The organism is Cupriavidus sp. GW823-FHT07B10, from assembly GCF_058794355.1.
This window is the reverse complement of the sequence record NZ_JBXAGS010000024.1, coordinates 28,479-45,919: the sequence shown is the minus strand read 5'-3', so window position 1 is coordinate 45,919 and position 17,441 is coordinate 28,479. Positions and strand designations below refer to the sequence as shown.

At 66.3% G+C, this 17,441-nt stretch carries 18 protein-coding genes and 1 tRNA gene; 9 read left to right on the top strand and 10 right to left on the bottom strand.

Translation table 11 applies throughout. The features are described 5' to 3' along the window. Nucleotide 1: 1 nt before the first annotated feature. From zapD to pilB, 5 genes are all read right to left on the bottom strand, one after another. Nucleotides 2-760 (bottom strand): cell division protein ZapD, encoded by a 759-nt coding sequence (zapD, locus tag AC1Q6V_RS31330; protein WP_010814754.1) that lies wholly within the window; start codon nt 758-760, stop codon nt 2-4. Nucleotides 761-969: 209 nt separating this feature from the next. Continuing rightward, nucleotides 970-1,596, bottom strand: coding sequence for a dephospho-CoA kinase (gene coaE / locus AC1Q6V_RS31325; RefSeq protein ID WP_010814753.1), 627 nt, complete (start codon nt 1,594-1,596; stop codon nt 970-972). Between the two features lie 63 nt (nt 1,597-1,659). Beyond that, on the bottom strand, nt 1,660-2,574 hold the full coding sequence (locus tag AC1Q6V_RS31320; RefSeq protein WP_454749911.1) for a prepilin peptidase: 915 nt from the start codon (nt 2,572-2,574) through the stop codon (nt 1,660-1,662). Nucleotides 2,575-2,577: 3 nt separating this feature from the next. Then, nucleotides 2,578-3,849 (bottom strand): type II secretion system F family protein, encoded by a 1,272-nt coding sequence (locus AC1Q6V_RS31315; RefSeq protein WP_011616082.1) that lies wholly within the window; start codon nt 3,847-3,849, stop codon nt 2,578-2,580. Between the two features lie 64 nt (nt 3,850-3,913). Further along, entirely contained in the window at nt 3,914-5,638 is a 1,725-nt protein-coding gene (pilB, locus tag AC1Q6V_RS31310) for a type IV-A pilus assembly ATPase PilB (RefSeq protein ID WP_011616081.1), read from the bottom strand. Between the two features lie 450 nt (nt 5,639-6,088). Here pilB and AC1Q6V_RS31305 point away from each other — a divergent pair, with 450 nt between their 5' ends. Next, complete coding sequence (locus AC1Q6V_RS31305) at nt 6,089-6,382, top strand: helix-turn-helix domain-containing protein (protein ID WP_234788259.1); 294 nt, start codon at nt 6,089-6,091, stop codon at nt 6,380-6,382. Between the two features lie 75 nt (nt 6,383-6,457). On the opposite strand, the gene AC1Q6V_RS31300 is transcribed toward AC1Q6V_RS31305, so the two are convergent. Together AC1Q6V_RS31300 and ispB are read right to left on the bottom strand one after the other, a co-directional pair. After that, a tRNA-Pro gene (locus AC1Q6V_RS31300) sits at nt 6,458-6,534 on the bottom strand. A gap of 130 nt (nt 6,535-6,664) precedes the next feature. Continuing rightward, nucleotides 6,665-7,594 (bottom strand): octaprenyl diphosphate synthase, encoded by a 930-nt coding sequence (ispB, locus tag AC1Q6V_RS31295; RefSeq protein ID WP_454749914.1) that lies wholly within the window; start codon nt 7,592-7,594, stop codon nt 6,665-6,667. A gap of 530 nt (nt 7,595-8,124) precedes the next feature. On the opposite strand from ispB, the gene rplU reads away from it, so the two are divergent. The 4 genes from rplU (at nt 8,125) to proB (ending at nt 11,183) form a co-directional block, all read left to right on the top strand. Next, nucleotides 8,125-8,436, top strand: a complete 312-nt coding sequence (gene rplU / locus AC1Q6V_RS31290; RefSeq protein ID WP_006576525.1) for a 50S ribosomal protein L21 — start codon at nt 8,125-8,127, stop codon at nt 8,434-8,436. 39 nt (nt 8,437-8,475) lie between these two features. Next, nucleotides 8,476-8,736 carry a 50S ribosomal protein L27 gene (gene rpmA / locus AC1Q6V_RS31285; protein WP_010814747.1) on the top strand — a complete coding sequence of 87 codons (261 nt, stop codon included), beginning with the start codon at nt 8,476-8,478 and terminating at the stop codon, nt 8,734-8,736. 133 nt (nt 8,737-8,869) lie between these two features. Next, nucleotides 8,870-9,967, top strand: a complete 1,098-nt coding sequence (gene obgE, locus AC1Q6V_RS31280; protein ID WP_454749909.1) for a GTPase ObgE — start codon at nt 8,870-8,872, stop codon at nt 9,965-9,967. A 97-nt stretch (nt 9,968-10,064) separates the two neighbouring features. Beyond that, on the top strand, nt 10,065-11,183 hold the full coding sequence (proB, locus tag AC1Q6V_RS31275) for a glutamate 5-kinase (RefSeq protein ID WP_010814745.1): 1,119 nt from the start codon (nt 10,065-10,067) through the stop codon (nt 11,181-11,183). Nucleotides 11,184-11,265: 82 nt separating this feature from the next. Here proB and AC1Q6V_RS31270 read toward each other — a convergent pair whose 3' ends face one another. Next, entirely contained in the window at nt 11,266-11,847 is a 582-nt protein-coding gene (locus AC1Q6V_RS31270) for a CNP1-like family protein (protein WP_010814744.1), read from the bottom strand. Then, nucleotides 11,840-12,523, bottom strand: a complete 684-nt coding sequence (locus tag AC1Q6V_RS31265) for an RNA pyrophosphohydrolase (protein ID WP_010814743.1) — start codon at nt 12,521-12,523, stop codon at nt 11,840-11,842. Before AC1Q6V_RS31265 ends, AC1Q6V_RS31270 begins: the two co-directional genes overlap by 8 nt. 192 nt (nt 12,524-12,715) lie before the next feature. On the opposite strand from AC1Q6V_RS31265, the gene AC1Q6V_RS31260 reads away from it, so the two are divergent. The 4 genes from AC1Q6V_RS31260 (at nt 12,716) to AC1Q6V_RS31245 (ending at nt 16,812) form a co-directional block, all read left to right on the top strand. Further along, the gene (locus AC1Q6V_RS31260; protein WP_011616078.1) at nt 12,716-14,437 is read left to right on the top strand and encodes a proline--tRNA ligase; all 1,722 of its coding nucleotides are present in this window, start codon (nt 12,716-12,718) and stop codon (nt 14,435-14,437) included. Between the two features lie 5 nt (nt 14,438-14,442). Next, a complete protein-coding gene (locus AC1Q6V_RS31255) occupies nt 14,443-15,186 on the top strand; it encodes a lytic transglycosylase domain-containing protein (RefSeq protein ID WP_454749908.1) in 744 nt (247 codons plus the stop codon). Further along, a complete protein-coding gene (locus AC1Q6V_RS31250) occupies nt 15,183-16,061 on the top strand; it encodes a 2OG-Fe(II) oxygenase (protein WP_010814740.1) in 879 nt (292 codons plus the stop codon). The genes AC1Q6V_RS31255 and AC1Q6V_RS31250 overlap by 4 nt, the downstream gene beginning before the upstream one ends. 136 nt (nt 16,062-16,197) lie before the next feature. Then, a complete protein-coding gene (locus AC1Q6V_RS31245) occupies nt 16,198-16,812 on the top strand; it encodes a LysE family translocator (protein ID WP_010814739.1) in 615 nt (204 codons plus the stop codon). Between the two features lie 46 nt (nt 16,813-16,858). On the opposite strand, the gene AC1Q6V_RS31240 is transcribed toward AC1Q6V_RS31245, so the two are convergent. Next, on the bottom strand, nt 16,859-17,401 hold the full coding sequence (locus AC1Q6V_RS31240) for a hypoxanthine-guanine phosphoribosyltransferase (protein WP_011616075.1): 543 nt from the start codon (nt 17,399-17,401) through the stop codon (nt 16,859-16,861). Nucleotides 17,402-17,441 lie beyond the last annotated feature (40 nt).

The following is a 17,441-nucleotide window of genomic DNA, read 5'->3' as shown; positions in this document are numbered from 1 at the left end:
TTCAGAAATTGCAGAGTTTCAGCAGGAACGGGATATCCGCATCGACCGAGCGTGGGCGCAGGTCGCCGTCCTGCTGCGTGAAGCGCACCCACAGCATGTACTTGTTGGCGCTCATCTCGGGGATGAAGGCCAGCAGCGAGTCATCCAGGTAGACCTGCATCAGCTGGTAGCTGCGTCCGGACAGCATTTGCTGGTAGCTGCCGCCGGTGGCGATCACCTTGCCGCTCTGGCCGGCTTCGCGCAGCAGGCGCAGCACGATGGTGGTGCCCATGCGCAGCGACAGCAGCGGACGTACCCACTTCAGGATATCGGCGCGGCGGTCTTCGGCGGGGCGGTGCTGCCAGGCATAGTAGGCCGGCAGGTCGAACTCGCAGGTGCCGCCGGGGATGATCGCGCGGCTGCGGATGCTGGTCAGCCACTCGTTGTCGGCCAGCAGCTGGCCGGCCTTGCCCACGGTCTGGTTGAGCATGGCGATGCCTTGCTCGATCTCGCCGATGACGGCGTCCAGCGCCTCCTGGTCGATCTGCGGGCTGGCGCGCAGCGGCGCCAGTGCCTGGCGCTGGCGTTCCAGTTCCTTGATCAGGTCGGTCTTGAGGTCGGCGCGGCCGGCGACGTCGATGATCTCGAACAGCGTGGTCAGCGCGACATGGTGCTGGTGGGCATGATCCTGGCCGAGAAAGTATTCCAGCCGATCGAACAGGTCCTCCAGGCGCAGGAGTGTCCTGATGCGTTCGTTGAAAGGGTATTCGTACAGAATCAAGTGCAATGTCCGTGCAGGGCGTCGGGCGCTTTCAGGAGCGGCCCGGTGCAGAATGAGGCCCGGGAAATGCCGGAAGGGGCGATATATGGCGGGCGGTTGCCGCCAGTATGCGGTGATTTCCCCGCATATTCCAGCGCATTCTATGCGAGACACGGGCCGAGGACAATGTCGCGTGCATGATGCCATGCGCTGGCGCGCCGGGTTGCGCGTTATGGATGGACCCTGGCCGCCGCCGACAGTTCACGATAGTAGCGGTCGAGCCGGTCGACCTGGTCCACCAGCGCCTCCACCGGACCGTCGTTGTCGATGACGTCGTCGGCACATGCCAGGCGCTCGGCGCGGGTGGCCTGTCTGGCCATGATGGCCTGCACCTGCTCGCGGCTGAAGCCGTTGCGCGACATCACGCGCGCTACCTGGGTGGCCTCGGTGCAGTCCACCACCAGCACGCGGCCCACGCGCTCGCGCCATGAGCCCGATTCCACCAGCAGCGGCACCACGTAGATCAGGTAGGGATGGTCGCCGGCATCGCGGATCGCGTGGGCGCGCTCGGTGGTCAGTGCACGGATCAGCGGGTGGGTGATCGCTTCAAGCCGCGCCTTGGCTGCGGGGTCGGCAAACACCAGTGCGCGCATCGCGTCGCGGTCCATGGCGCCGTCGGGACGCAGGCAGGCCGGGCCGAAGGCCTCGACCAGCGCCGGGATGGCGCGCCCGCCCGGGGCGGTGATCTCGTGCGCGAGCAGGTCGGTGTCGATGATCGCGGCACCGCGCGCGGCAAACATGTCGGCCACGCGGGTCTTGCCGCTGCCGATGCCGCCGGTCAGTCCGATTTCCAGCATGTGAAGCTCTGTTGACGATGTTGCCGCAACGATACCAGCTTCAGCGGAGATCGTCGGACACCGTCATGGCCATGCAAACAGCGGCAGCACGCCGGGGCCGAACAGCAGCACCACCACGCCGGCGAGCGCGATGAAGGGCCCGAACGGGAAGGGCGTGTCGCGTTCCTGCCGGCGCAGCGCGATATTGGCCAGCCCGAACAGCACGCCGACCACCGACGACAGCAGCACCAGCGCCGGCAGCGCCTGCCAGCCGAGCCAGGCGCCCAGCGCCGCCATCAGCTTGAAGTCGCCAAAGCCCATGCCTTCCTTGCCGCGCACCAGCCGGAACAGCCAGTAGGCCGTCCACAGCACCAGGTAGCCGGCAGCCGCGCCGATCACGGCGTCGGGCAGCGCCACGAACACGCCGTCCAGGTTCAGCAGCAGGCCCAGCCACAACAGCGGCAGGGTGATCTGGTCCGGCAGCAGTTGCGTATCGGCATCGATCATGGTCAGCGCCAGCAGCGCCCACACCAGCACCAGCGCGGCCAGGGCCTGTCCGCCGGGGCCGAAGCGCCACGCCGCCAGCGCGCTCAGCACGCCACAGGCCAGCTCGACCAGCGGATAGCGCACACTGATCGGCGCCTGGCACGCCGAGCAGCGCCCGCGCAGGAACAGGTAGCTCAGCACCGGCACGTTCTCCCACGGCGCAATCGCGTGGCCGCAATGCGGGCAGGCCGAGCGCGGCACCATCAGGTTGTAGCGGCCGGGGTAGGGCAGCGGGTCGCCGCGCAGCTCGGCGATATAGTTGGCCTCGTCGCGCTCCATCATGCGCGGCATCCGGTGGATGACCACATTGAGGAAGCTGCCGACCACCAGCCCGAGCAGCGCGGCGGCCGCCACCAGGAAGGCGGGCGGCAACGCCGCCAGTGCCTCCACCAGCGGCGCGCCGCCGGTGGAGGCCGACGAAGGGTAGGGGGAAGCAGACCACGAAGACAACATCGATTACACCACCTGTCCCAGCTTGAAGATCGGCAGGTACATCGCCACCACCATGCCGCCGATCAGCACACCCAGCACCACGATGATCAGCGGCTCGATCAGGCTGGAGATCGCGGCCACGGCATCGTCGACCTCGCGCTCGTAGAACTCCGCCACCTTCAGCAGCATGTTGTCCAGCGCGCCGGACTCCTCACCGATCTGCGTCATCTGCAGCACCATGTTGTCGAACACATGGGTGGCCTGCATCGCGTTGGTCAGGCTGGTGCCGATGCGCACCGATTGCTCGATCTCGCGCGTGGCGTCGTAGTAGACCCAGTTGCCGGCCGCGCCGGCCACGGACTCCATTGACTCCACCAGCGGCGTGCCGGCGGCGAACATGGTGGCCAGCGTGCGGGTCCAGCGCGCGATCACGGCCTTGCGGAACAGGCTGCCGAAGATCGGCAGCTTCAGCAGCGCGCGGTCGGTGGCGCGCTGCACCTTCTCCGATTTCTTCAGCGCGCGCAGGTAGAAGGAGATGCCGGCCACCGGCGCCCCGATCACCAGGTACCAGTACTGGACAAAGAAGTCCGAGATGGCGATCACCAGCAGCGTCGGCGCCGGCAGGTTGGCGCCGAAGCTGGAGAACACGCCCTTGAACGCCGGGATCACGAACAGCATCAGGATCACGGTCACGGCAAAGGCCACCGTCAGCACCGCGATCGGGTAGATCATCGCCGACTTGATCTGGCCTTTCAGCGCGATGGTCTTTTCCATGTAGAGCGACAGGCGCTCCAGCAGCGAATCCAGGATACCGCCCTGTTCGCCGGCATCGATCAGGTTGCAGTACAGCGTATCGAAGTACTTCGGATGGCGCCGGAATGCCGCGGCCATGCTGCTGCCGGCCTCGATGTCGAAGCGGATGTCGGACAGCAGCTGGGTGAAGTTGGGGTTCACGTGACCACGCGCGATGATGTCGATCGATTGCAGCAGCGGAATGCCGGCCTTGAGCATGGTCGACAGCTGCCGGGTGAAGTAGGCGATGTCCTTCTCGGTGATCTTGCGCCCGCGCGCGGCCTTGCGCTTCTTCAGCTTGACGATGGTCAGGCCCTGCTTGCGCAGCGTGGCGGTGACCTCGGCCTGGTTCTCGGCGCGCAGCTCGCCGGTGAAGGTCTTGCCCTTGCGGTCCTTGCCTTCCCACTCAAAGATGTACTGGGTGGGTGCCTTGCGCCCCTTCCCTGATTTCGCCCGTGACGGTGCCGCCGTCCGGGCGCCCGCCGCTGGTGCACGCGTCGCCATGATATTGACCCCCGATGTAAATGACGCTTGTTCTGCGTCTTGTATTTACGTTTGTCCTGCTTCCCTAAGTATTCGTAGTCGCCAGCACTTCTTCGAGTGACGTGACGCCCTGCCTCACCTTCAGCAGCCCCGCTTCGCGCAACGATAGCACGCCGTCCTTGCGCGCCTGCTCGGCGATCTGCAATGCCGTTCCATGCGTCAGGATGATCTCCTGCATGGCCTCGGTGATCGGCATGACCTGGTAGATGCCGCAGCGGCCCTTGTAGCCGGTGCCGTTGCAGCGCTCGCAGCCGACCGGGTGGTAGGCCTGCCAGCTGCCGTCCAGGTCTTGTTCGCGGAAGCCCGCCTCCAGCAGCGCCTCGCGCGGGATCTCGCCCTCGCGCTTGCAGGTGCACAGCCGCCGCGCCAGCCGCTGCGCGGTGATCATCAGTACGCTCGAGGCAATATTGAAGGCCGCCACGCCCATGTTCATCAACCGCGTCAGCGTGGTCGGCGCATCGTTGGTGTGCAGCGTCGACAACACCAGGTGGCCGGTCTGCGCGGCCTTGATCGAGATGTCGGCGGTTTCCAGGTCGCGGATTTCGCCGACCATGATGATGTCCGGATCCTGCCGCAGGAACGAACGCAGGGCCGCGGCAAAGGTCAGGCCCGCCTTGTCGTTGACGTTGACCTGGTTGATGCCGGGCAGCTGGATTTCGGCCGGGTCTTCCGCGGTGGAGATATTGATGTCGCCCTGGTTCAGCAGGTTCAGGAAGGTGTACAGCGACACCGTCTTGCCGCTGCCGGTGGGGCCGGTCACCAGCACCATGCCATAGGGGCGCTTGATCACGTCCAGCAGCAGCGCCTTCTGCTCGGGCTCATAGCCGAGCTGGTCGATGTCGAGTTTGTCGGACGAAGATTCCAGGATCCGCATCACGATCTTCTCGCCGAACAGCGTCGGCAGCGTCGACACGCGGAAATCCACTGCCCGCTCGACCGTCTCCTTGGCGTCCTTGTCCTTGGGCAGGGCAATCAGCAGCTTCATGCGGCCGTCCTGCGGCACGCGCTTTTCAGAAATATCCAGGCGCGACAGCACCTTGATGCGGGTGGCGATCTTGTCGCGGATATCCAGCGGTGGGCGCGCGACCTCCTGCAGCACCCCGTCCACGCGGAAGCGGACGCGGTAGAAAGTCTCGAACGGCTCGAAGTGCAGGTCGGACGCGCCGCGATGGAAGGCCTCGGTCAGCAGCTTCTGCAGGAAGCGCACCACCGGGGCGTCGTCGATATTGTCGGCGGTGGTGCGGTTGCGCTGGTTGCCGGCCGCGGCCACCGGATCGTATTCGATCATCTTGCGCTCGGCCTGCACCGGCGAGATGTTCTTCAGCGTGCCCAGGGCCTCGCCGGCGGAGCGCACGTGCTTCATCAGCTTGTCGTGCTCGACCACCACCGCTTCGACCGGCAGCTTGTACTTTTCCTTGATCGCATCCAGCCCGGCCTGGTTGGACGGGTCGGACATCGCCAGCACCAGCCGGTTCTCGCGCCGGCCCAGCGGCAGCAGCCGGTGCGCGTGGAATTCACGGTTGCCGGCCAGTGCCGGCGGCACCTTGTTCAGGTTGTACTGGGCCAGGTCCAGCAGCGGCAGCTGGTATTTGTCCGCGGCAAACAGCGCCAGGTCGTGCGCGCTCATGGTGCCGCTGCCGACGATCTCGTCGATCAGCTGCGACTGCTTTTCACGCGCGGCCTGCTCCAGCTGAGCAAGCAGGGCGGGCGCGATACGCCGGCTCTGGGCCAGGGCAAGACCGAGTGTCATGGCAGGTGCGCTGTGCGGTGCGGTTAGGCGGTGGCGGATGCCACGCAGGCGGGGGCGGACGGACCCACGTCCCCGGATCGGGGCAGTTTGCCGCCGGGGTCACTTTTTGTAAAGCCGGCGCGGGCGCGGTGTTGGCGTTTGCGCGACACGGGCGCAACCCTACTTGCGCGGGGAAGAAGCGGCGTTTCAGGCAGCTTCCTTGCGCGCGGGACAGGTGCCCTTTTGAGAGGAATCCCTGTCCCCGCCCATGTTTGCCTTGGCCTTTTCCCAACGGGAGACGCCACGCCATTTTTGATCCGATATAGAATCAAAAGTGCGTGCATAACACTGCGTGACGCCAATTTGCAGGAAGCCCTTCATGCAGTTCATCAAGAAGGCGCACAAGCCGCTGCACCTGGCGATCGAGGATGAAGAGAGAAAGGGATGACCATCATGACCGCAGAAGACCTGATGAAGGCCGTCAGCAAGATGCCCGCGCAGGAGCGCATCAAGTTTTTCACGCTGGTGGGCGAGCAGGCTTTCAAGGACGAGGACTTCTCGCACGAGGAAGTCTTTGGCCACCTCGCGGAAGCAGATTTCACCGCCGCGGAGGCGGCCGAATACCTCGAAGTTTCAATTGCCACCTTCCGGCGGCTGGTGCGCGACGGCAAGCTCGCGCCCCATGCGGTAGTGGGTCGTAGCCAGCTGTTTTCCGCGGCCGACCTGAAGGCATTCAAGCGTCAGCGCAAGGCGATCAAGGGATGAGTTGCCGGAGGATCGGGGAGGGGGGCAGAAAGACAAAAGGCCGAACCAACTGACGTTGATTCGGCCTTTTAAATCTGGTCGGGGTGAGAGGATTCGAACCTCCGGCCTCTACGTCCCGAACGTAGCGCTCTACCAGGCTAAGCTACACCCCGATTTGGTTTGCTGGCAAACGTCTGACCGTCTGCAGCAAAGAACGTAAGTTTAGCAGCGTTTTTTGGGGAATGGAAGAGGGCGAGGAAAATCGCCGTTCTGCCCGCTTCCGCTGCCTTCCCCGCGGTTGCGTCAGGACTGCCGTTGCAATGAGAACGCGCAGAGCTGGATCAGGGTTTCCTTCAGTTCCGACGGCGGGAACTGCCGTGCCGCCTGTTCGGCGGCTTCAGCCTCGCGCCGCGCGGCTTCGAAGGTGACGTCCAGCGCGCCACTGGCGTGGATCGCGGCAAACACGGCATCGAAATGCTCGGTGCCGCCTCGCACGATGGCGTCGCGCGCCAACTGGCGCTGTTCGGGCGTGCCGTGTTCCAGCAGGTGCAGCAGGGGCAGGGTGGGCTTGCCTTCGCGCAGGTCGTCGCCGGCGTTCTTGCCCATCTGCTCGGCGCTGGCGGTGTAGTCCAGCATGTCGTCGATCAGCTGGAAGGCGGTGCCGATGCGGCGGCCATACTCTGCCGCGGCTTCTTCCATCCGGGCGTCGGCGCCGGCCAGCACGGCGCCGAGTTGCGCGGCGGCCTCGAACAGCTTGGCGGTCTTGTAGCGGATCACCTGCAGGTAGCGCTCGACGGTGACGTCGGGGTCGTGCATGTTCAGCAGCTGCAGGACCTCGCCCTCGGCGATCACGTTGGTCGCGTTGGACAGGATCTCCATGATGCGCATGCTGCCGGCATCGACCATCATCTGGAACGCGCGCGAATAGAGGAAGTCGCCCACCAGCACGCTGGCGGCGTTGCCGAACACGGCATTGGCGGTATCGCGCCCGCGCCGCAGCTCGGACTCGTCGACCACGTCGTCGTGCAGCAGGGTGGCGGTGTGGATGAACTCCACCACGGCGGCCAGCTCATGGTGGCGGTTGCCGTCGTAGCCCATCGCGCGCGCTGTCAGCAGCAGGATCACCGGGCGCAGGCGCTTGCCGCCGGCACCGATGATGTATTCGCCGATCTGCTCGATCAGGGGGACTTCAGAAGACAGCCGCTGGCGGATAACAGCATCGACCGCGCGCATGTCTGCAGCGACCGGGGCAAGCAAGGCAGTGGCGGAAGGCTGGGACAAGATGATCACCGTTACGCAAAACCGGACGATTATATGCGATGCGCGTGGCGTTCTACGTATGGCGCGCTTCTAAAGATTCGCGCTCAGGGTATGCGCTCAGGGTGTTCGCAAGGCGCGCAACTATAATGCAGCCATGAACAAGCCCGTGCCTCGTCGCCACCTGCGCCGCACCGCCCTTTGGGTGGCGTTTGCGGCACTGGCGGGATTCCTGCTCGCCGACCTGACCTGAGCCAGGGCGCGGTTGCATTGTGGCGATGCCGCCGCACACAGGCTATGTGCCTGTTTTCTTTGCCCTTTTCCCGGATCTCATTTATAATTCCCGGTTTCCTCCGGTAGCTGCGCTCGCTTTGCGGGTTCTGACCGGCGGGAGATAACCGGGCCGCATTGAGCCCGCCCAGGCGCCAGGCCGTGCAATTGACCGGCCGCGCAGGGTGCGCCAGTGCCGGCATACGGCGTTTTATTCACATCCGAGAGGTTCGACAATGTACGCGGTCGTAAAAACCGGCGGCAAGCAATACAAGGTTGCTGCTGGCGAAAAACTGAAAGTAGAACAGATACCGGCAGACATTGGCGCAGAAATCACGCTCGACCAGGTGCTCGCAGTGGGCGCCGGCGACCAAATCAAGTTTGGTACGCCGCTGGTTAGCGGGGCTTCCGTCAAGGCTACCGTTATCTCCCAAGGTCGTCACGACAAAGTGAAGATCTTCAAGATGCGCCGTCGCAAGCACTACCAGAAGCGTCAGGGCCATCGTCAGAATTACACCGAACTGCGCATCGAAGCGATCGTTGCCTGATCGATCGAGCGTAACCAGGTAAAGCGACAGGAGTAAGACATGGCACAGAAAAAAGGCGGCGGTTCCACGCGGAACGGCCGTGATTCCGAATCGAAGCGTCTGGGCGTGAAGGTGTTTGGTGGCCAGGCCATCAACGCCGGCGGCATCATCATCCGCCAACGCGGTACCCGCGTGCATGCCGGCGACAACGTCGGCGTGGGCAAGGACCACACGCTGTTTGCCCTGGTGGACGGCCACGTGCAGTTCGCCGTCAAGGGCCCTGCCAAGAAGCAGCAAGTCAGCGTCGTTCCGGCGGCCTGATAACAGCCTTTGCAGGATGAAGGCCCCGCAACGCTTGCGGGGCCTTTTCTTTTCTGGCGACAATGTCAGTTCGCCAGCCCGGTCGGAGGCTTCCAGCCGCTGATCCGCCGATCCATCACGGAAACCCATCATCATGAAGTTCATAGACGAAGCCCGAATCGAAGCCATCGCCGGCAACGGCGGCAATGGCAGCGCCTCGTTCCGGCGCGAGAAGTTTGTGCCCTTCGGCGGCCCGGATGGTGGCGATGGCGGCCGCGGCGGCAGCGTGTTCGCCGTGGCGGACCGCAATATCAATACGCTGATCGACTTCCGCTATGCCAGGAAGCACGTGGCCCGCAACGGCGAGAACGGCCGCGGCTCCGACTGCTACGGCGCCGCCGGTGAGGACATCACGCTGCGCATGCCGGTGGGCACGCTGATCACCGACATGGACACCGGCGAGGTCATCGCCGACCTGACCGAGCACGGCCAGCGCGTGTGCCTGGCCGAAGGCGGTATGGGCGGCTGGGGCAACCTGCATTTCAAGTCCAGTACCAACCGCGCGCCGCGCCAGCAGGTGGACGGCAAGCCGGGCGAGCGCCGCATGCTCAAGCTCGAGCTCAAGGTGCTGGCCGACGTCGGCCTGCTGGGCATGCCCAACGCCGGCAAGTCGACCTTTATCTCGCATATCTCCAACGCGCGCCCGAAGGTGGCGGACTATCCGTTCACCACGCTGCACCCGAACCTGGGCGTGGTGCGCGTGGACCATGAGCAATCGTTCGTGGTCGCCGACATTCCCGGCCTGATCGAAGGCGCCGCCGAGGGCGCGGGCCTGGGTCACCAGTTCCTGCGCCACCTGCAGCGCACCGGCCTGCTGCTGCATATTGTCGACCTGGCGCCGTTCGACGAGGCAGTCGACCCGGTGGCCGAGGCCAAGGCCATCGTCAACGAGCTGAAGAAGTACGACGAAACCCTGTACGACAAGCCGCGCTGGCTGGTGCTGAACAAGCTCGACGTGGTTCCCGAGGGCGAGCGCGCGGCCCGCGTGAAGGATTTCATCAAGCGCTACAAGTGGAAGGGGCCGGTGTTCCAGATTTCGGCGCTGACCGGCGAAGGCTGCCGCGAGCTGATCTACGCGATCAAGGACCACCTGCAGGCGATCAAGGCCGAAGAAGCCGCGGCGCTGGCCGAGCCGGACATCCGGCTGGACGAGCGCCTGCACAACGTCGACCAGGGGCAGGGCGAGGCATAAGCCGGGGCCGCCGCTGGCGCCCCACCACAGAAGAATACCCACGGACAATTCGGGCGCGGCGCCCGCCGCCGGCTGCCCGGGAGACAGGATTCCCGTCATGCAATCGGTCATCGCGCAGGCAAAGCGCATCGTCGTCAAAGTCGGCTCCAGCCTGGTCACCAACGACGGCAAGGGGCTGGACCACGACGCCATCGCCCGCTGGGCGGCCCAGATCGCCAAGCTGCGCGTGGCCGGCAAGGAAGTGGTGCTGGTCAGCTCCGGCGCCATCGCCGAAGGCATGCAGCGCCTGGGCTGGGTGCGCCGCCCGAAGGAAATCCATGAGCTGCAGGCCGCCGCCGCCGTCGGCCAGATGGGCCTGGCGCAGGTCTATGAAAGCCAGTTCGGCCGCTACGGCATCCGCACCGCGCAGGTGCTGCTGACCCACGCCGACCTGGCCGACCGCGAACGCTACCTCAACGCCCGCTCGACCCTGCTCACGCTGCTGTCCCTGGGCGTGGTGCCGATCATCAACGAGAACGACACCGTGGTCACCGACGAAATCAAGTTCGGCGACAACGACACGCTGGGCGCGCTGGTGACCAACCTGATCGAAGGCGACGCGCTGGTGATCCTGACCGACCAGCGCGGCCTGTACACCGCCGACCCGCGCAAGGACCCGGCCGCGCAGTTCGTGGACGAGGCCCTGGCCGGCACCCCCGAGCTGGAAGCCATGGCCGGCGGCGCCGGCACGTCGATCGGGCGCGGCGGCATGCTGACCAAGATCCTGGCGGCCAAGCGCGCAGCCAAGTCCGGCGCCCATACCACCATCGCCTCCGGGCGCGAGGCCAACGTGCTGGAGCGCCTGGCCGCGGGCGAGGCCATCGGCACCCAGCTGCTGGCGCCGACCGGGCGGCTCACGGCGCGCAAGCAATGGATGGCCGACCACCTGCAGCTGCGCGGCCGGGTCGTGATCGACAACGGCGCGGTCGAGAAGCTCACCAGCGGCGGCAAGTCGCTGTTGCCGATCGGCGTGACGGAAGTGCAGGGCGAGTTCGCCCGCGGCGAGGTGATCGCGTGCGTCGACGCGCAGGGCAAGGAGGTGGCGCGCGGCATCACCAACTATTCCAGCGCCGAGGCGCGGCTGATCGCGCGCAAGCCCTCATCCGAGATCGAGTCCGTGCTGGGGCACCTGAACGAGCCCGAACTGATCCATCGCGACAACCTGGTGCTGGTCTGACGGGCGTACAGGCCGGGCGCAAACAAAAACGGCGGGGCTGCCAGGCAGTCCCGCCGTTTTTTTTATGTCGACGCTGCGTGCTTCAGCGCTTGCGCGGCGCTCGCGATTGCAGGTCGCGCACCATGGCGTCGGCGGTGCCGGCCACGGTACGGCCCTCGCAGAAGAAATCGATCGCCAGCGTGGCGGCATAGGCATTGCGCACGCCAGTCTCCATGCGGTGCCAGGTCTCGCCGTAGTCGCTACTGTTGGGCACCCACTCGGTGGCGCCCTTGGGCAGCGTGGCGTAGAGCTTGCGCTCGAACGCATCGCAGCGCAGGCCTTCGAAGGTCACGTTGCGCGCGCCGCTCTGGCTGGTGGTGACGACCGTGTAGCGCACCACGTTGTCCTTGCCGACCGAGACCGACTTGCCGTCCACCGCGAATGACAGCGAGCCGGTGCCCGACACCGAGAACGGGATCAGGTTGGCGTCCTGAGGCGGTGCCGGCAGCATCGCCTTGGCCTCATCAAAGGTCTTGGGCGCGAACGGGTTGAGCCAGGTGCTTTCTTCCTCCGCCATCTCCTTGCCGGTGGTCTTGCAGCCGGCCAGCGCAAGGCTGGCCGCGGCAATCAGCATGCCGGCAGCGGTCAGGCCGCGGCGGCGGCCCAGGCCGGTGAAACTAGTCATCAGTGCTCCGTGAGGTGGAAACCGGCGTTGCCGGTGAATCGTGCTCGGTCGCGTGCGCGGCCTCGGCATTGCAGTCGGCGTCGGCCTGCTGCGCCTGCTGGGCGCGGCTGAGCGCCTGGCTGCGCGGCCCGCCATGCCGGCCATGCATGCCGTGGGGGCCGTGCGTGCCGTGTGTGCCATAGGGACTCAGCGGCACACGCGCGTGCCGGTTCAGGAAGCGTGACAACTCCGTCAGCGCCAGCTGGTAGACATCGCGCTTGAACTCGATCACCGCCTCCAGCGGCACCCAGTAATGACTCCAACGCCAGGCGTCGAATTCAGGGTGCTCGGTGGCACGCAGATGGATATCACAGTCCCTGCCGGCCATGCGCAGCAGGAACCAGATTTGTTTCTGGCCCTTGTAGTGGCCGCGGATCTCGCGGCGGATGAACTTGTCCGGCACCTCGTAACGCAGCCAGTCGCGCGTGCGACCGACGATCCTGACGTGCTCCGGAAGCAGGCCGATTTCCTCATGCAGTTCGCGGTACATGGCCTGTTCAGGCGTTTCGCCGTACTTGATGCCACCTTGCGGGAACTGCCAGGAGTGTTCGCCGATTCGCTTGCCCCAGAAAACCTCGTTTCGTGCGTTGAGGAGGATGATGCCGACGTTCGGGCGAAAGCCTTCACGATCGAGCATGACTGCACCTCGAATCCTTTAGAATTACGCTGATTATAAAGGAAGCGCGCAGCCGGGCCCGGACCGGGGGATGCTGGTTTTCCCCGAGCGGAAGGGCAGTTTCAGGCGCGTGCCCACAATTCAGTGCCGCCGGCCCCCGGATTTTGCCGGGACGGGTTTTCCCGAGCCCGGCGGCCCAGAGAGAAATTACGGATGAAAGCCTCGCAATTCTTCATTTCCACCCTCAAGGAAGCGCCCGCCGACGCGGAAATCGTTTCGCACAAGCTGATGATGCGCGCCGGCATGATCAAGAAGCTGGGCGCCGGCATCTACAACTACATGCCGATCGGGCTGCGCGTGATCCGCAAGGTGGAGAACATCGTGCGCGAGGAAATGAACCGGGCCGGCGCGGTGGAGCTGTCCATGCCGGTGATCCAGCCGGCCGAGCTGTGGCAGGAAACCGGCCGCTGGGACAAGATGGGCCCCGAGCTGCTGCGCCTGAAGGACCGCCATGAGCGCGACTTCGCGGTCCAGCCGACCTCGGAAGAGGTAGTGACCGACATCGCCCGCTCGGAAATCCGCAGCTACAAGCAGCTGCCGGTCAATTTCTACCAGATCCAGACCAAGTTCCGCGACGAGCGCCGGCCGCGCTTCGGCATCATGCGCGGGCGCGAGTTCACCATGAAGGATGCCTATTCCTTCGACCGCGACACGGACGGCCTGCGCAAGTCGTACGAGAACATGTACGACGCCTACGTGCGCATCTTCCGCCGCTTTGGCCTGGAATTCCGCGCCGTGGCGGCCGACAACGGCGCCATCGGCGGCTCGGGCTCGCATGAGTTCCATGTGATCGCCGACACCGGCGAAGACGCCATCGTCTACTGCCCGACCTCGGACTACGCCGCCAACATGGAGGCCGCCGAGGCGCTGCCCCTGCTGGCCAGCCGCGCCGCGCCGGCCGAAGACCTGGTCAAGACCGCCACCCCGGAAAAGGCCAAGTGCGAGCACGTGGCCGAGTTCCTGGGCATCCCGCTGCAGCGCACCGTCAAGTCGATCGTGCTGGCCAAGGACACCGAGGCCGGCGCCGAGATCTGGCTGCTGCTGATCCGCGGCGACCATGAGCTGAACGAGGTCAAGGCGTCCAAGGTGCCGGGCCTGGCCGACTTCCGCTTCGCCACCGAGAACGAGATCGTCGATGCCTTCGGCTCGCCGCCGGGCTACCTGGGCCCGATCGGCGCGAAGAAGCCGGTCAAGGTGGTGGCCGACCGCACCGTCGCCAACATGAGCGATTTCGTCTGCGGCGCCAACTACCGCGACTACCACTACACCGGCGTCAACTGGGGCCGCGACCTGCCCGAGCCGGTCGTGGCCGACCTGCGCAACGTGGTCGCCGGCGACGCCTCGCCGGACGGCCAGGGCACGCTGGAAATCTGCCGCGGCATCGAGGTGGGCCACGTGTTCATGCTGGGCACGCGTTACTCGGAATCGATGAACGCCACCTTCCTGGACGAGAACGGCAAGACCCAGCCGATGCAGATGGGCTGCTACGGCATCGGCGTCACCCGTATCCTGGGCGCGGCGATCGAGCAGAACTTCGATGAGCGCGGCATCATCTGGCCGGCCGCGATCGCGCCGTTCGCGGTGGTGATCTGCCCGGTGGGCTACGACCGCTCCGAAGCCGTCAAGGCCGAGGCCGACCGCATCCATGCCGAGCTGCTGGCCGCCGGCGTGGACGTCATCCTGGACGACCGCGGCGAGCGCCCGGGCGTGATGTTTGCCGACTGGGAGCTGATCGGGGTGCCGCACCGCGTGGTGGTGGGCGACCGCGGCCTGAAGGAAGGCAAGGTCGAGTACCAGGGCCGGCGCGACGCGCAGGCCACCGCCGTCAGCGTGGCCGACGTGGTCGGCCACGTGCGCAGCCAGCTGGCGAACTGAGCCCCATGCGCGCCGCCCGCGGCATGACCGGTGCCGCCCGCCGCTGCGCGGGCGGGCTGCTGCTGGCCGTCGCGGCCATGGCAGCCCACGCCGGCGCGCAGAAGGAAGAAGACCTCGCCGATTCCGTGCGCGGCGCGCTGGCCGCCGCCATCGCCGATGACCGGCCCACGCGGCCGGTATTTGCGTCCGGCGGCGAGCGCCTGGCCTACCTGAAATGGCTGGGCGAGATGTCCGCCCGCCTGGCCTCGCGCATCCCCGAGCCGCAGGTGCGCGTGGAACTGATCGAGGTGGCCTACTACGAGGCCAAGCGCGCCGGGCTGGAGCCCGCGCTGGTGCTGGGCCTGGTCCAGGTCGAGAGCAACTTCCGCAAGTACGCGATCAGCTCGGCCGGTGCGCGCGGGCTGATGCAGGTGATGCCGTTCTGGGTGCGCGCCATCGGCGACAGCGACCCGCGCAAGCTGTTTCACCTGCAGAGCAACCTGCGTTACGGCTGCACCATCCTGCGCTACTACCTGGACCGCGAGCAGGGCGACCTGTACCTGGCGCTGGGCCGCTACAACGGCAGCCGCGGCCGCCCCGAATATCCGAACGCGGTGCTGGCGGCGTGGAAGCGCTGGCAGTATTCCGAAGCCACGGTCACCGTGGCCGGCGAGCCCGAGATCGCGCCGTCGCGCCCGCGCGCACCGGTGTCCGAGCCGCCTGCCCGCAACCCGTTCTCGTCGCAGCGCGTCACCGCCAATCCGTCATGATCCGCGAAGCATCCGTTGCCGGCGGCAAGACCGGCTACACCGAATCCTCGCCCGAACTTGAACAATGGCTGGCCCGGCATATCGCCCAGGGCTTTGCCGCCGATGCGCTGGTGTTGTCGATGCTGCGCTCGGGCTATGACGACGCCTTTGCGCGCCGGGCCGTGGCCGCGGCCTTCGCACAAGGCGCCGATGGCGCCGCGCCGGCCCGCCCTGCCGCCACCGCCGGCCCCCCCGCGCTCTACGCGGCCGATGGCGGCGACCGCCAGGTGCCGATCCTGTTCCGGCTCGCGTCGCCGCAGGTCCAGCTGTTCCAGCAACTGCTGACCGACGACGAGTGCGATGCCCTGGTGGCGCTGTCGCGCGGCCGCCTGGCGCGCTCGCCGGTGGTCAACCCCGATACCGGCGACGAGAACCTGATCGACGCCCGCACCAGCATGGGCGCGATGTTCCAGGTGGCCGAGCACGCCCTGATCGCGCGCATCGAGGCGCGCATCGCCGCCGTCACCGGCGTGCCCGCCGAGCACGGCGAAGGCCTGCAGATCCTCAACTACAAGCCCGGCGGCGAGTACCAGCCGCACTTCGACTACTTCAACCCGCAGCGCCCCGGCGAGGCGCGCCAGCTGTCCGTCGGCGGGCAGCGCATCGCCACCCTGGTGATCTACCTGAACACGCCCGAGGCGGGCGGCGCCACCGCGTTCCCGCGCGTGGGGCTGGAGGTGGCGCCGGTCAAGGGCAACGCGGTGTACTTCAGCTACCTGCTGCCCGACGGCACGCTGGACGAACGCACCCTGCACGCGGGCCTGCCGGTGGCATCCGGCGAGAAGTGGATCGCCACCAAATGGCTGCGCGAACGGCCGTACCGCAGCGACGCCTGATTGTGTTTCGCAGGAGCGCACTGCGCGGTACTGATCCAGTGCCCGGCGCCGTATCGGCATTAATTCCAAAAATTGTACCGGTACTGTACCGCTAACTGACCGTAGACTGATTTCCCTGAACGTCCTGGAGTCAGTCATGGAAGTGTCCCAACTCGCCGCCGGAACCGGTGTTTTTGCCGCGTTTGCCGGCTTTGCGCTGGTGTCGTCGATCACCCCCGGTCCCAACAACACGATGCTGCTCGCCTCGGGCGTGAACTTCGGCTTCGTGCGCACGGTGCCGCACCTGCTCGGCGTCAGCATTGGCTTTGCGCTGATGGTGGGGCTGGTCGGGCTGGGGCTGGGATCGATGTTCCACGCCTTCCCGTGGACCTGGCAGGTGCTGCGCGTGGTGGCGACGGTCTACTTGATATGGCTGGCGTGGAAGCTGGCCACCGCCGGCGGCGTGCAGGACCAGCAGGTCAAGCGGCCGATGGGCTTCTGGGCGGCGGCGGCGTTCCAGTGGGTCAATCCCAAGGCGTGGGTGATGGCGGTGGGTGCGTGCAGCACCTATGTGCTGCACGGCAACCTGTGGCTCAACGTGCTGCTGCTGGCGGGGATCTTCGGGGTGGTGAACCTGCCCAGCGTGGCGATGTGGGCACTGTGCGGCTCTGCGCTGCGGCGCTGGCTGGCGCGTCCGCGGGTGCTGCGCGCCTTCAATATCGGCATGGCCGTGCTGCTGCTGGCCTCGCTGTGGCCGATCCTGGGCGCCTGAGGATGGCGCCGGGGCAGGCACCCGGGCGGGTGCCTGTATTAACTGATCAAACCAGCGCGCGGATCGAGTCCAGGTTGCGCCAGTAGCCCTTGGCATCCATGCCGCACCCAAACACATAGCGGTCCGGCACGGCAAAGCCGCAGAAGTCCGGATGCATGGGCTTGATCTTGGTCAGCGTCTTCTCGCACAGCACCGCGGCGTGGAATTCCTTGGCGCCCATGTCCATGATGCGCTCGCGGATCGCGGCCATGGTCTCGCCTTCATCCAGGATGTCGTCCAGCACCAGCACCACGCGGTCCTTGACCGACTCGCGCGGGGCCACGCGCCACTGCATCTCGCCGCCCACGGTCTTGTTGTTGTAGCGCGAGAGGTGGATGTAGTCGAACTCCAGCGGGAAGGCCAGCTTGGGCAGCAGCATGCCGGTGAAGACCACCGCGCCGCCCATCACCGACAGCACCAGCGGGAAGGCATCGCCCATCTTGGCGGTGATTTCCGCGGCCATGCGGTCCAGCGACGCCTGGACTTCCGCGGCGGAGACGATTTCCTCGGAGTTGGCCCACAGCTCGCGGGCCTGTACGGCACTCATCATGATGTCTTTCCTGTTCTTTTGCGGGGGGAGGCAAGTCGGG